General features: G+C 45.4%; 10 protein-coding genes and 1 pseudogene. 8 read left to right on the forward strand and 3 right to left on the reverse strand.

Annotation, left to right across the window (positions count from 1 at the left end; genetic code table 11):
* The first annotated feature begins 4 nt into the window (after positions 1-4).
* The 3 genes from R7Q11_RS04450 to R7Q11_RS04460 are packed head-to-tail and all read left to right on the forward strand — an operon-like array spanning position 5 to position 4,290.
* On the forward strand, positions 5-2,257 hold the full coding sequence (locus tag R7Q11_RS04450) for a proprotein convertase P-domain-containing protein (protein ID WP_225466222.1): 2,253 nt from the start codon (positions 5-7) through the stop codon (positions 2,255-2,257).
* A 25-nt stretch (positions 2,258-2,282) separates the two neighbouring features.
* A complete protein-coding gene (locus R7Q11_RS04455) occupies positions 2,283-3,716 on the forward strand; it encodes a DUF1566 domain-containing protein (RefSeq protein WP_176311317.1) in 1,434 nt (477 codons plus the stop codon).
* Position 3,717: 1 nt separating this feature from the next.
* A complete protein-coding gene (locus tag R7Q11_RS04460) occupies positions 3,718-4,290 on the forward strand; it encodes a DUF1566 domain-containing protein (protein WP_042521625.1) in 573 nt (190 codons plus the stop codon).
* A gap of 101 nt (positions 4,291-4,391) precedes the next feature.
* Here the strand turns inward: R7Q11_RS04460 and R7Q11_RS04465 are convergent, their stop codons facing one another.
* Positions 4,392-6,035 carry a methyl-accepting chemotaxis protein gene (locus tag R7Q11_RS04465; RefSeq protein ID WP_042521623.1) on the reverse strand — a complete coding sequence of 548 codons (1,644 nt, stop codon included), beginning with the start codon at positions 6,033-6,035 and terminating at the stop codon, positions 4,392-4,394.
* Positions 6,036-6,365: 330 nt separating this feature from the next.
* Here R7Q11_RS04465 and R7Q11_RS04470 point away from each other — a divergent pair, with 330 nt between their 5' ends.
* The 5 genes from R7Q11_RS04470 to R7Q11_RS04490 all read left to right on the forward strand — a co-directional run bounded on the left by R7Q11_RS04470 (position 6,366) and on the right by R7Q11_RS04490 (position 12,367).
* A complete protein-coding gene (locus tag R7Q11_RS04470) occupies positions 6,366-7,187 on the forward strand; it encodes a phosphate ABC transporter substrate-binding protein (RefSeq protein ID WP_005375153.1) in 822 nt (273 codons plus the stop codon).
* A gap of 100 nt (positions 7,188-7,287) precedes the next feature.
* Positions 7,288-8,220, forward strand: a complete 933-nt coding sequence (gene pstC, locus R7Q11_RS04475; RefSeq protein WP_005375154.1) for a phosphate ABC transporter permease subunit PstC — start codon at positions 7,288-7,290, stop codon at positions 8,218-8,220.
* Positions 8,221-8,242: 22 nt separating this feature from the next.
* Positions 8,243-9,106 (forward strand): phosphate ABC transporter permease PstA, encoded by an 864-nt coding sequence (gene pstA, locus R7Q11_RS04480; protein WP_005383923.1) that lies wholly within the window; start codon positions 8,243-8,245, stop codon positions 9,104-9,106.
* 60 nt (positions 9,107-9,166) lie between these two features.
* On the forward strand, positions 9,167-9,916 hold the full coding sequence (gene pstB, locus R7Q11_RS04485; RefSeq protein WP_005375156.1) for a phosphate ABC transporter ATP-binding protein PstB: 750 nt from the start codon (positions 9,167-9,169) through the stop codon (positions 9,914-9,916).
* A 327-nt stretch (positions 9,917-10,243) separates the two neighbouring features.
* Positions 10,244-12,367 carry a GGDEF domain-containing protein gene (locus R7Q11_RS04490; RefSeq protein ID WP_025768552.1) on the forward strand — a complete coding sequence of 708 codons (2,124 nt, stop codon included), beginning with the start codon at positions 10,244-10,246 and terminating at the stop codon, positions 12,365-12,367.
* Positions 12,368-12,496: 129 nt separating this feature from the next.
* Here the strand turns inward: R7Q11_RS04490 and R7Q11_RS04495 are convergent, their stop codons facing one another.
* Positions 12,497-14,143, reverse strand: coding sequence for a BatD family protein (locus R7Q11_RS04495; protein ID WP_225466223.1), 1,647 nt, complete (start codon positions 14,141-14,143; stop codon positions 12,497-12,499).
* A 4-nt stretch (positions 14,144-14,147) separates the two neighbouring features.
* A pseudogene (locus tag R7Q11_RS04500) lies at positions 14,148-14,459 on the reverse strand (hypothetical protein); the annotation flags it as partial.

Here is a 14,459-nt window from a genome sequence, read left to right on the forward strand (position 1 = left end):
AATCATGAAGCTAAAACCATTGGCGTTTTCGCTGCTTATTGCTTGTACCCCTGCGGCGCAGGCTGCAGAGTGGGATTATCCCGCAACGGACTCTGCGGTAACGAATGAAGCGCAAGCGAAAACTTATCTAGACAGCCACTACTCAGAAGCTGGCGAGTTTAAGTTCCGTTACAAAACCCAGTCTCAGCTTGGTGAGCATTACAATTTTGATGTTTGGGTAAACGGTGAATATCAAGCACAGCGCACCCTCGTAGTAACAACCGATAAAAATCATCACGTTGTGCGAGTGTTTAAGAGCCTTGAAGATACGATCATTCGCAACGGTAAACCAACGGTTGCAATGGAATTGGAATCACCTCGCCAACTGCAAGCACAAGAGCCACCTGCTTTGAGCTCTGGAAGTCTGGTTAATGTTGAGGTTTCTTTATTCAACCCAGATCTTCGCACCATGCAACAGCAAGCGGCACCAGAATCGACGTGGTCAGCACTGTCCGATTACCCTCAGCCGATCGAGTACGTCACCAAGTCGATTGAGGTTTTAAAGTCCGGCGGTAAGTTCTACCTCTCTAACCCAAGATTAAAGCAAGTGGATGCGACGGGTTTATTTGCAGCCCCAGCACCTGGTGAAGCGCCTGTACTCGATACGTTGGACTTCCTCAGCGCAGAAGGGGTTCAAGCATTTGACAGTGTTGATGAGATGCAAAGCACCGAGTTTGGTGACAATGCGTTCCCACAGTTGATGGCTTTTTATCATCTTGATAGCTCGATCCAATATCTGACAAGCCTGACTTACGACTTGTTTGACGAACCGCTTCGTTTTGATGCTCGCGGTTTATCAAAAGATAACTCTACTTACTATTACGGCCCGAAAGCTCTCATGCTGGGTGTCGGTGGTGTTTCTCCGGATGCAGTCGATGCTGATGTCGTGATACATGAGCTTGGACATGGCATTCATTACCAAATCGTACCGGATTGGGCGTACGGTCACACTGGTGCTATCGCAGAAGGTTTTGCTGATTACTGGGCGGGCAGCGCGAGCTACCGCATTCAATATTTGGATGCTTCGCGTCGTGGTCAAGAATTCGAGTTAGACACGGTGTTCAACTGGGACGGTGTGTTCGGAACACGCAAAACAACTCGTAGCTTATGGAACCAAAGAGCGCGTTACTTCGAGGGCTCAGAATATCCGGCGCACGTTAGTGTGGGCGGTGAACTAGGTGACGAGCTATGGTCAACGCCACTGTTTCAAGCGCTTAAAGCATCGGTTGAACGATACGGTGATGATACCGATAACGTGTTCCGCGAGTTTGATGCCATTGTACTTGAAGGCATGTACGGCATTGGTCGTGGCGTGAAAATGCATGATCTTGCGGAATCGACCGTGTTCGCCGCAAACACCTTGTTCCCAAATAAAGATTACGCCCAATTCCTGACGGACAGCTTCAACAGACACAACTTACTTAAAGCGCCTCTTCGCGTTCGCTATGACGCTCGATACATCGCACAAGGTCAAGACGTTGGTTTGAGCCTGAGCCAAACTGGCCGTGAAGCGAGCATCAAAGGGCAATGGCAGCTAAACAACGCATCTGTTTTCGACTTTGATGAAACGCTTTCTGACTCGACCTCAATGAAGGTGGCGTTACCAAGCGGTCTAAAATGTGGCACGCAATTCGATTCCTCTATTTCATTGGATTATCAATTTTCTGAAGGCCTAAAGACTCACCAGTGGAGTGAAAAGGTGATGCTGGTTAATGGTACGCCAGAGCTCGATATCCAGCCTCAACCAGTGAACTCCGCTTTGCCGGAACAGGGCGACAGGCTGTTCTCTCAGACGCTATCGGACAAGTCACGCACGATTGATGATTCGTTTGCGGTTTACCTGAACATCGAACATGACTCACTGCAGGATCTGCAAGTGACGCTTGTGTCTCCACAAGGCAAATCGGTCGTGCTACTTAGCCATCAATCAAGCAATACCAAAGGATTTAAAGGTTACTTCACCGCTCAGTATGACGAGGAGTTACAAGCACTTGTCGGTCAACCGAGTTGGGGTACTTGGCGTCTCGAAGTGTCTGACCGCGTATCAGGGAACTCTGGGGGGTTGAAAGAGTGGGGTGTGAGTCACTTTGCTCAGTATCAGTGTAGTGCTGATACCACTAAAGAAAGCAGTGGCGGTGGTTCAGGTGGCAGTGGTTCGCCTTGGACCTTGTTAGGACTTTTCCTGCTTTCAATGGTGAGAGTGATTCGCTCTCGTTAATTAAAATCAAAAGAAGATAAAATCTATGAAGTTTCAATATTCTTTCGTTGCTATGTCACTAGCCCTTGCTGGCTGTGGCGGAGGTTCTGGTGGTGACACGTCGGCACCGACCTATGATGTAGCTGGCACCATCGTTTCTGCAGGTACACTTCTTGATACGCCAGTATGTATCGATTTAAACCAAAACTACGTTTGTGATTCCACTGAACCGAGTGCTAAAACGGATAATGCCGGTAAATTTAGCCTGACTTCAAGCGACAAAAACGTACTAACCAGCACCATTCTTGCTCAAGTTGATCAAGGTTCAAACCAAACGTTGCGTCTTGCGGCTCCGGGTCAAAATTTAGCAACGGGTAACACGGTCAATGGTGTAACAACGTTGCTCGCGGGTCTTGTAATTGACGGTAAAACCGTTGCTCAAGCTGAAGAGATTGTGAAAGCGCAACTCGCCGATGCCGGCGTTTCTCTTTCTGGTACGGTGATGTCTAACGCAGAAGCTAGCGAGCTAGACAAGCTAGAGCAAAACACGGTTGTGCTATTAGCTGCGATGCAACCAAAGCAAATGATCAAAGGCGTAGCGCTGCTTGCTCAAAGTCTTAGCTTCCAAGGTAAATCGTTGGCCTCTGATCTTCTGTCTGAAGCGGAAGTAAGTGCATTTGCTGAAGAAATTGTAGCGGTTGCTGAACAAACGGTTGGTAGTAACGATACGGGCGCCGTTCTTTATTTTGCTGAAGGAGCAGCAGACGTTGCTGAGGTTCAAGCGTCTTACCCTGGTCAAGATGCAGAATACGGCTTCGACAAAGAGGACAAGCAAACGTCGACAGGCGCTGGCTTTAAGTTCGTTAAGCTAGATTCACAAGGTGCAGCTTTAGCTGCAGATGCGACTGAGTGGGCTTGTACTATGGACGAACGTACTGGTCTTGTTTGGGAAAACAAGAGTGCGGATGCGAGCTCGGTTCAATTTAAAGATCGCCTATTTGCGTTTGAGTCTGAAACATTTAAGCCGTATTACGAAGATCTTGAAGTCGTTGGTTGTGTGGATGCTGCTGATGGCATCTGTTCAACAAGCCAATATGTTGAACATATAAACAAGCAATCACTATGTGGCATTAGTGACTGGCGCCTACCAACATACCAAGAGTTCTACGATGTTCTCGACTTAGGTGAGACAGAGAAAGACGCCGACGGCAATGTCTATGGTATGACGACAGCTTACTTCCCTCAACAGGGTAAAGGCAGCCCAGATGCTAATTCAGGTGCTATTTGGCTAAGTGATTTCACATTTAATAATTACTCTCCTGCTAACTACGAAGGTGCACTTCAATTTGCAGTGATTGCAGCGAAGGGCGCTGACCGTGGCCACGTAAGCTTTGTTGAAATTTATTCTGACAAAGTAGAGCGTGACACAGGCACGTCATTCCAATTCCCAATCCGTCTAGTAGCAGTAAAGGGCCAATAAGATGAAGAAATTAATAACTGTACTATCTCTTGCTTTGGCTTCTCAAACTGTAATGGCTGCACAAGAGTGTTCTACTGACTTTGCTAAAACGGCACCTAACACGCGTTATACATATTCTGAGAGCGGTACCGTAACTGACCTGAAAACAGGTCTAACATGGATGCGTTGCCCTGTTGGTTCAACGTGGAATACGGCAAACGACGCTTGTGATGGCGCTGCGACTAAGATGTCATGGCAGTTAGCGCTATCAACCGCTGAGCAAATCCGCAATGAATCAGGTAATCATGCTTTATATGATTTCGCTGGCAAAAAGAATTGGCGCATACCAAACATTAAGGAGTTAGTCGCGTTGACAGAACGTGCTTGCCATAGCCCTGCGATGAACGGCACTGCATTCGCAAGTGGCTACACGCTAGAGGTGGGTGACTATGCTGGTTACATCTGGAGTAACACACCAAACGGTGATGGCTCAAACGTTATGGTGTTTGATTCATTTAATGGTGAGGTTTACAACTGGAACCCACTAGAGTCAACGAACATTTCCTCTGTTCTGCTGGTTACTGACGAGGAGTAATCACCCCGTTGGATTTTCACGAATCCAGATGTTAATAAGCTCCGCCAGTGCGGAGCTTTTTCTTTTCTAACCTTTGGAACTTATCGTGTTGAGCAGAGTATTTAAACTTGGAACTGCTTAAGCTGATGTTTTTGGTTTTCCGCTAAGCCAGACAGTTCTTGCGCTGCCGCGGCTGATTGAGTGATCCCAGTGACGTTCTGGCTCACTAGTTCATAGATGTTCGTTAAGTTGTTGTTGATATCAGCCGTGACCTGTTTCTGCTCTTCTGATGCGGTCGCAACTTGAGTGTTGATTGAGTTCAGATCGGCGATAGCATTACTGATATTAGCAAGTGATTGGCTAACTTCTTGTATCAGAGCTTGGTTGTCTGACAACATGGCTAAGCTGGAATGCATACTTTCATTTGCGTGACCAGATTGTTGCTGTAGCTCTTCTATAATGGTTTGGATCTCTTTGGTGGACTCCTGAGTTCGCGCTGCCAGCATACGTACTTCATCGGCCACTACCGCAAAGCCTCTGCCACTTTCGCCCGCTCGTGCAGCTTCAATCGCTGCATTCAGTGCAAGTAGATTCGTTTGCTCAGAAATACCTTCAATCACTTCGATCACGCGACCAATGTGTTCTGATTGATCTTTTAGCGAAGTCACGACGGCAGCGGCTTCGTTAAGTTGTTCCGCCATCTTTTCACTTGCGCGAGTACTTTCCCCAAACATGCTTATACTTTGTGAGGTTAACGTACGTGCTTGATTTGATGCACTATCGGCTTCTTGTGCATTGGTCGATACTTCAGCTGCGGTCGACTCTAGCTGATTGATCGCCGAGGCTACTTGCTCAACTTCTTGCTTTTCTTGATCCGAGTTGACGCTGCTTTGAGTCATAACAGTTGCTAACTCGGTTGATGCTGATGCCACATCTTCACTAATGCGAACCAATGCGCTTACAGTTTCACGCAGTTTTTCTATGGTCTGGTTTACATCCCGAGCCAACTGAGACACTTCGTTTTTCCCGATGGCTTCGGCCTTAACTAGTAGGTTTCCCTTCGCGACTTCCTGCATCGTTACTTGAAGGTTACGAATCGGCGCAACGATGTAGCTGGCGAGTACCCAACTAATAAGTGAAGCGGCACTCAAGATCACCGCAAGCGAGACGGCGCTGTAAGTTAGCGTGGTTGAATGTTGTTCGCCATTCGTTTCGACTTCATCGGTGACGATTTGATTCAATTGTTTAGATAGTTTGTCGATGGCGTTGATCATCGCTTCGCCAGCTAATCGATACTCAGCCATTGCAGATTCGTACTTTTGATTGAAATCAGAGGTGGTGTAATCAGAAGAGTGTTTAGTGGTGAGCAGAGGTGTCATGGTAACGCGAGTGAAATCAACATAGTGATTCATGGCTTTACGCATAGCATTGACTTCATTTTGAACGCCAGGGAGATTGTCGATGGAGTTAAGAAAATCGCGGTTTTTGTTTTGTCGCTCAGAAAGCTCTTGGTTGAGAGACTGAACATCTTCGGCTCTAAATAGACTATAAATGGCTTTGATGCGCATGGCGTAAGTGTTGTCTACGATGCCGCTAAGTTCCTCTTTGTGAATGATTAGCTTATGGGTGGAAGCCGAAACCTTATTGAATGCTTGATCGAGTTTACCGATTCCGACACTCAGTCCAATGATGAGTAATATAACTGTGAATAGAACAGGCAGAAAAACCTGAAGTTTAATAGAAAGCGTACTAAGAAATTGACGCATGAGATTGACCCTCTATCGGTTTGATTATTATCTTTTTTATAAATAAGCATTTCGATTTTAATTGTTACATTTGCCAAATCAATGAGTTACTCATATCTAATTGTTATGAAATGTACCAAAATCGATGGGGTTATCATCTTGAACATGAGGCAACTTATAAAAACGTTACGTTCAAATTGAGAGAGGGATAAGTCGCGGAATTAATAGTTAGAAATGACAACGTGTCATAGAGGGTTCAACTAAGTGAAACACAACTGTCATATTCAAATTCTAAAGTGAGCACCGTTCAAGTGAAACACAACGGCAATAAAGCCACTTAAGGAAATTGTGATGAAAAAGACAGTAATCGGTGCAATCGCACTTCTAGGCGCAATGGCAGTGACTCCTGTTTCTGCTAAAGAAACTATCTCTGCAGTGGGTTCTAGCAGCGTAACTCCACTGATGGAAGTTTTCTCTGAAACGTACATGAAGAAGAACCCTAACGTATTTATCGAAGTTCAAGGTCCTGGTTCTTCAGCTGGTGTAAAAGCAGCGAAAAATGGTTCAGCAGACCTTGGTATGTCTTCTCGTAATCTAAAAGACTCTGAAAAAGAATCAACACTAATCGAAGAAGTGGTTGCTCGTGATGGTATCGCAGTGGTTGTTAACCCACAAAACAAACTGCCAGGTCTAACAGCCGAGCAAGTGACTGCAATCTACAAAGGCGAAGTATCAAACTGGAAAGAAGTCGGTGGTGCAGACAAGCCAATCGTAGCCATTACTCGTGACACAGCTTCTGGTACTCGTGGCGCATTTGAAGACATCATGTCTCTAAAAATGAAGATTTCTGGTAAGAAGGTATCAGCTATCTCTCAACGTGCTCAAGTTGCAAACGGTAACGGCGCACTGAAAACAATGGTTGCATCTAACCCATACGCAATCGGCTACATTTCTCTTGGTACTGTAGACAACACTGTTAATGCGCTAGCAATCGACGGCGTTGATGCAACGGTAGCTAACGTTAAAAACGGTTCTTACAAAGTAGCGCGTCCATTCCTTGTTCTTTACAAAGAAGGCAAGCCATCAACAGAAACGCAAAAATTCCTAGACTGGATGCTAACTGACGAAGCGCAAGCGCTAGTTGACCAAAAAGGTTACATCTCAGTTAACTAATCCCATCGGGACTCTAAAGTTTGCTCAGCCCAACGTTTCGGGCTGAGCCTTTTCTATCCATTGTGTTCAACGGCATTGCCCAGAACCGTGAGATTTTTAAATGACCATCGCAACAAATAGTGAAAAGCTTATGAATACTGACGCTAGAGCTATCAGCAAGTCAGGCCTACGCGAGAAGCGTCGTGTAGACTGGAAAGAGCGCATCTTCCACGGCTTGTTCCTAACGAGTGCCGTAATCGGCATTGTTTCATTGGCCGTTATTGCATACTTCATCGTTCGAGAGAGTATTCCGGCATTCCAAGAAGCAGGCGTATCGGGCATTGTCTTAGGACAAAACTGGTTACCACCTGCGCTTTACGGTGTCGCCACCATGATTGTGGCATCTATCGTATCGACGGCTGGTGCTGTCATTGTTGGGGTTCCAATTGGTGTTCTGACCGCCATTTTTATCGCTGAAATCGCACCAAAGCGATTAGCAGACATCATCCGTCCAGCGGTTGAGCTGCTAGCCGGTATTCCTTCAGTGGTCTACGGTTTCTTCGGTCTGGTTATTATCGTTCCATTGATTCAGAAGGTATTTGATGTACCTGCAGGTAATACTATCCTTGCCGGTATCATTGTTCTTGGTGTGATGATTCTACCAACGGTAATTACGGTATCTGAAACGTCTATCCGCGCTGTCCCTCGTACTTATAAAGAAGGTTCTTTGGCACTGGGCGCATCGAAAATCTACACCATCTTTAAGTTGCTCGTTCCAGCGGCTCGCTCAGGCATCATGACAGGTGTGATACTGGGTATCGGTCGTGCGTTGGGTGAGACCATGGCGATTATCATGGTTATGGGTAACGCGCCGGCAATGCCAGAAGGCATCCTTGATTCGGCTCGTACACTAACTGCAAACATCGCTATTGAAATGTCTTACGCAAGTGGTGTTCACGCGAACGCACTTTACGCTACAGGTGTAGTACTTCTGGTCTTCATCATGTCGTTGAACGCTGTACTACTGTACCTAAACCGAGAAAAAGCGAAGTAATCGCTCGTTAAAGGTGACTTTTATGGATCGCGCAAAACTGAAAAAAGCACGCCAGTTCAAAGATAATGTCTTTAACGCATTTGTCTGGATCTCGGCAGCACTAACGGTAGGTTTTTTGTTCTGGATTATCTGGTACATCCTATCAAACGGTCTACAACACGTAGATTGGAACTTCATTACTGATAACTATACGCGCACAGGTGAAGAGCACGGTATCTTCCCAATGATTGTGGCGACCATTTACATGGTTATCGCTTCTATCGCAGTGGCAGCGCCACTCGGTATCATGACGGCAATCTACTTGACCGAATACGCGAAAGTGGGCAGTCGTTTGGTGAAAATCATCCGATTCTGTACCGAGTCATTGGCGGGTATCCCGTCGATCATTTTCGGCCTGTTTGGTATGACTTTCTTCGTGGCGATTCTTGGCCTTGGCTTCTCGATTCTATCGGGTGCATTGACGCTAAGTATCCTAATCCTGCCAGTGATCATCCGTACAACGGAAGAAGCGCTGATGGCAGTGCCACAAACTTACCGTGAAGGCTCTTATGGCCTCGGTGCTTCTAAGATTTACACTATCTGGCGTTTGATTCTTCCAAGCGCAATGCCAGGTATCTTAACCTCGGTCATTCTAAGTATTGGTCGTGTCATTGGTGAGTCTGCTCCAGTATTCCTGACAGCAGGTATGGTTGCACGTATTCCGGATTCTTTATTGGATTCAGGTCGTACGCTAACCGTTCACCTATACAAACTGACTACCGAACTGTTTACCGTTGAAGAATGGAATCAGGCTTACGGTACGGCAACAGTGCTTATCGTAGTTGTTCTCTTGATCAACATGGTAACGAAACTGATTGCTAGACGTTTTAACACCGCAACTTACTAACAACACTAATTAAGAACGCACGTTAAAAGACACGAATTCAAGAATTAAGAGATTAAGACAATGAACAAATTTGATATTGAAAACCTAGACCTATTCTACGGTGACAACCAAGCACTGAAATCGATCAACTTACCAATTCCAGTTCGCCAAGTAACTGCACTTATCGGCCCGTCAGGTTGCGGAAAATCAACGCTTCTACGCTGTTTGAACCGAATGAATGATCTAATCGAAGGCGTGAAAATTACAGGTAAATTGGCGATGGACGGCGAAGATATTTACGGCAACATTGATGTTGCTGACCTTCGCATCAAAGTCGGCATGGTATTCCAAAAGCCAAACCCATTCCCGATGAGCATTTACGAGAACGTGGCTTACGGCTTACGTGCTCAAGGTATCAAAGACAAAAAGACAATTGATGAAGTGGTAGAGCGTTCGCTGCGCGGTGCTGCACTTTGGGATGAGGTGAAAGATCGCCTTAAATCACACGCATTCGGTCTTTCTGGTGGTCAGCAGCAACGTTTATGTATTGCACGTACAATCGCGATGGAGCCGGATGTGATTCTGATGGATGAGCCAACGTCGGCACTTGACCCAATTGCGACACACAAAATCGAAGAACTGATGGAAGAGCTAAAGAAGAACTACACCATCGTTATCGTGACTCACTCAATGCAACAGGCGCGTCGTATCTCTGACCGCACTGCGTTTTTCCTAATGGGTGAACTGGTTGAGCACAACGATACGCAAGTGATCTTTAGCAACCCTCAAGACGACCGTACTCAAGGCTACGTAAATGGTGATTTCGGTTAATCCACCGTATTTACAAGCATAACTAAATAACTATAAGCGATGGTAACTTTGCCCCTCTTGATGAGGGGCCTTTTTCTTTTTAAGTCGTAGGCTTAAAACATCTACCAACACAAAAATCTTGTAAATGAGTACAACTTTCCTCCCCAGTTTATAAAGCATGTAACTTATGTGAAACATGGCTTTAAAAGTGCTGAAGAGCTCTCGAATGTAACACTAAGTCTGATAATTTTGCGAATGACTTAACAGCTCAAATTTGAACGTATTGATTGCATATCATGGCCTAAGTAGTTTTTTATCGAGGATAAAAAAGTAGATTAGGTTGGTAGGGTGAGTTTAAGAAGTTTTACAAGAAAAGTGTCTTCAACGAGGGACCATCGGTTGCTAGCGGAGGCAATCTTTGATCATTTAGAGAGTCTGTTCTCCCCTCAAGCCCTCGCTATTTTTGAAGATCCTTCAATTAACCCTCGTCATTCGATGAGCTTCTCTCGCGGAGAGCTTTACCCAACCCAAAACTATCCTGAGACATTCTGGGAGTGGGCAAGTCAGTTTGACACCTCTGAAAGCATCATACCTCTGGCGATCAACACTTGTAACTGGAATCACACCCGAGATTTAGGCGGTGATAGTTACATCATGATGCTCGACAACACGCCTATCAAACGTACCTACCTACTGATTCAATCTGTACATGCTCGCACGGCACATAATATCTATGAAGAAAGTTACGACGCAATGCAACTCGCAGCGGCGCGTTGGCAATGTATTCGTGCTGAAAAAAATGCCTCGAAAGAGATCAGGCACAGAGATATTCGTGAAGCGCAATATGTTGATGAGATTAGCCAACGCGAGCGCTTTATCGAAAATATGAAGTTAGTTCAGCAAGTTGCACTCGAAATCTCTAATCCTGATTCTTTAAAGGACTTGTACTACAAAGCCGTCGAAGCGTTACGTGAACGACTTGGGTTTGATCGCTCTACACTGATGCTTCTCGATATGAAAAAGCGCAGCTTCAGTGGTACATACGGCACGGATGAGTCAGGAATTACGATTGATGAATTTCACACACAATACGATTTACACCAACTTAGCGAGGAGTATATCACCGCGTTATCTAGCCTTGAGAGCAACTTAGTGATTGTAGAAGACGCGCCAATATACACAGCAGGCAAGGTCATCGGGCAGGGCTGGAATGCGATGTTGATTTTACGCGATGGCAATGAACCGTTTGGGTGGTTCGCGCTAGATAACTTTATTCATCGTAAGCCGATAACGGCATATCAAAAACAGATGTTGGACTCGTTTGGTTCACTCTTCTCTCAAATTTACATTCGTAAGCGCCAAGAACAAAACGTACGCATGTTGCATTCAAGCATGGTTGAGTTATCACGTTGCACTACTGTCAGTGGAGTATGCAAATCGGCCGTCACTTTCGCCATTAAAAATCTTGGTATTGATCGAATGGCGGTGTTTTTAACTGATGAAAATTGCTCTTACATGCAAGGAACGTGGGGTACCGATATTCAAGGTAATGTGGTGGATGAATCTTACTTCTTTGGCGAAACCCAAGATTTCTCTCTTATAAATCTGGCTCGCTCAATGCCAAACGAAGTCGCATTTGAAGAATCAGTGCCTATTTATCATGACTGTAATATTGTTGGCTTTGGTTGGGCTGCGATGACGGTATTGACTTCAAATAGCAGTGGTCCTATCGCCTTTATCGCTGTTGATAATTTGCTGACACGTGCGCCGTTAACTTCTCAGTTACGTGAAGTGATTCGTATGTTCGCGTCCAGCTTAGCTGAAGTATTGCAACGTACTCAAGCTCAAGAGGCGATTCGCGAATTAAACGAAAACTTAGAGCTGGAGGTTCAGAACCGAACAAAAGAGTTGGAGGAAGCCAATCGACAGCTTGAGGTACTTTCTAAGCTCGATCCTTTGACGCGTCTTGGTAATCGCCGCATGTTAGAACATGTGATGCAAAAATATTGTGCCCTAGAGTGTGAAGACGACATGTCGTTTGGCCTGATCCTGATTGATATTGACCATTTTGGCTTATTCAATAATCACTATGGTCATCTCGAAGGCGATATCGCATTGATGCGAATTGGCTATATCTTGGATCATCATACCAAAGGTGAAGATGAAGTTTTTTGCCGTATCGGAGGTGAGGAGTTTGCATTGCTCATGATTGGTTCTGAGCAAGAGGAGGTTCGACTGAGAGCAGAGTGCATTCGTCAGTGCATCGAGGGCGAGGGGATAAAGCATCGACATAACCCAGAAGGGGAGTTACTCACCGTTTCAGTCGGTTACTCCTGTTATAAAGCGAAAGGCAAAGACTTTAATTTCGACCATTTATATCAGTTGTCGGATAAGGCACTCTATCAAGCGAAGAATCATGGGCGAAATTGTGTAAGGCGATACGAATACGAGCCCCAAGTGTTTGTTGAGTGAGTGATGTTCATAAGAGCAACTTGATAGGGAAGGGGGCGGCGGTTGGTGCTCTAGATAAAACCGCTAAAGCAAATTTGGCCGGATAAGAGAATGGGCAGCTCATGAGAGCTGCCATTGTTATCTAGTTATTTATAGCTTTTCGAGCTGGTGGTCGGTTTTTGTTACGTTTGCTTTGCCAAGGTTTTGAATTTTCGCTAGCAGCGAATCAGGGTTCCAAGGTTGTTGGTTAGCACTAAAATACGCTTGATTCATGGCATTAAGCTCTTGCTTAATTGCTTGTACGTCGCCAGGGTTTAGCCTGTCTTGATGAGTGGTTAAATACTCATTTACAGAGCGTTCAATTTTCGCAGCATCGCCCTCTTCGATGACTTTTTTTAGCGCGTCGATGCAAAGTGGTTGTTCAGCATTTGAAACCGTTCCACTCGCTGTTATTGACCGCTTTTTCCATGCCCAAATAGCGATTCCCAATGTCATTATCCAAAGCCCTAAGAAAACAAAGGTTAATGTTCGCCAGAGACTGTTTACATCGCCGCTTGATTCAGGACTAGGGGCTGACACTAAAGGCGCTGAAAGAGGCGATTCCGGCAACGTGATTAGCCCAGTGTCATTTTTCTCTACGTCTAATGTTAGCTCTGGTAACGTTGTTTTCTTCGCTTCATCATTTTGACTGTCCCACCAGTTCAAGTCGTATCCTGGTAAGGTATATTTCCCGGCCTCTGTAGGAATAATGACTTGCTTCACCGTCATGGTAACGGTGCCATCTCTCGCGCTATCGAACTTAGGTTGTTCGGGATACACGCGCAGTGAACTCGGGTAACTAATATTGACTCGTGGCAGATATTCGGCTTGTGTACCGCGAGCCTTAACTTGAATGGTTCGAGTGAGTGAAGAGCCTTGTTTTACTGTGTTGATCGCGTTAGTCGACAGTAGATTACCTTGATCGTCTTGCCAGCTCTGTGTCATTTCTAACGCTGAAGCAGGAAGCCATTCACCTTTAAATTCGCTCGGAATCGGTTTGACCGTGATTGGCATGCGTTCCGCTTTGGTGTTGATAGGCATTATTTTGGTTGAGCCCGTCAAGCTGTCGCCATAAATATAAGAACCGGTCAGTTTAGGACCTATCAAGGTATAAGTGCCTGGTTGATTGGCCGTTAAGCGAAACGACTGCTCTATGATCGCTACTTCTAACCCATTTAAGATCTTCTGTCTTTGTTGTAAGCCACCCAGTGCCTCAAGCTTCATGCCTTTAATCTGCGGAGGTACTATTTGCGGGTTATCTAGGCGTCGAGTGTCCGCTTTAATTAGAAGTTGTATACGTAATGTTGCAGATTGCTGAGGGTAGAGCGTACTGTTGTCGACCGTAATATTGAAGCTAAATAGATCATCAAGATTGGGGTCTGTTTGGCTCGCGTTGACACGCAGTTTGATCGGCTCCGTTCTCATACCATCAGCGGAAAAACTTGGAATAGTCAGAACACCTTCTTTCATTGGTGCAATTGAGATACTCCACTCGGTACGCACTGATTTTCTTCCGTTAATGTTATTGCTAGAGCGGCCATAACGAGGTTGACCCAAGAAGAAGTCTTTCTCTAGAACACTGAAGTCGATTGAGTCTGAGCTGAGCTCAGTATCTGAAATGATTCTGAGGTTAATCACTTCATTCTTGGCTACTTGTGTTTTATTCACACTAGCTTGAAGTGTCTGTGCCATCACCGAGAAACTGGATATTAGGCTGGCCACAAAAATAAAGACCAGTTTTACGCCTTTGTTCATCACAGGCTTACCACTCCTTTTGAGATTGTTGTGGAGGTTGTTTTTGTTGCGCTTGAAGTTGCATTTGCGCACGGATCAAAAAGCTTGGGTCGCGAGCACTTTCTACTGCTTCTAGTCGACGGAACTCAGGATCATCCTGATGCATTTTTTCGGGATGCGCTTTAGCCTGTATTGGTTCACCTTGATCCTTCACTTGCTTGTCATCTCGTTGCGGTTGATGTTGTTCCGTTTTTTGTTTTTCTTTTTTATTTTCAGAATCTTGCTGATTTTGTGACTGTTGTCCTTGCGCTTCTTTCCCTTCGTTTTGAGACTTTTGTTG

It is taken from the genome of Vibrio sp. 970 (assembly GCF_033339075.1).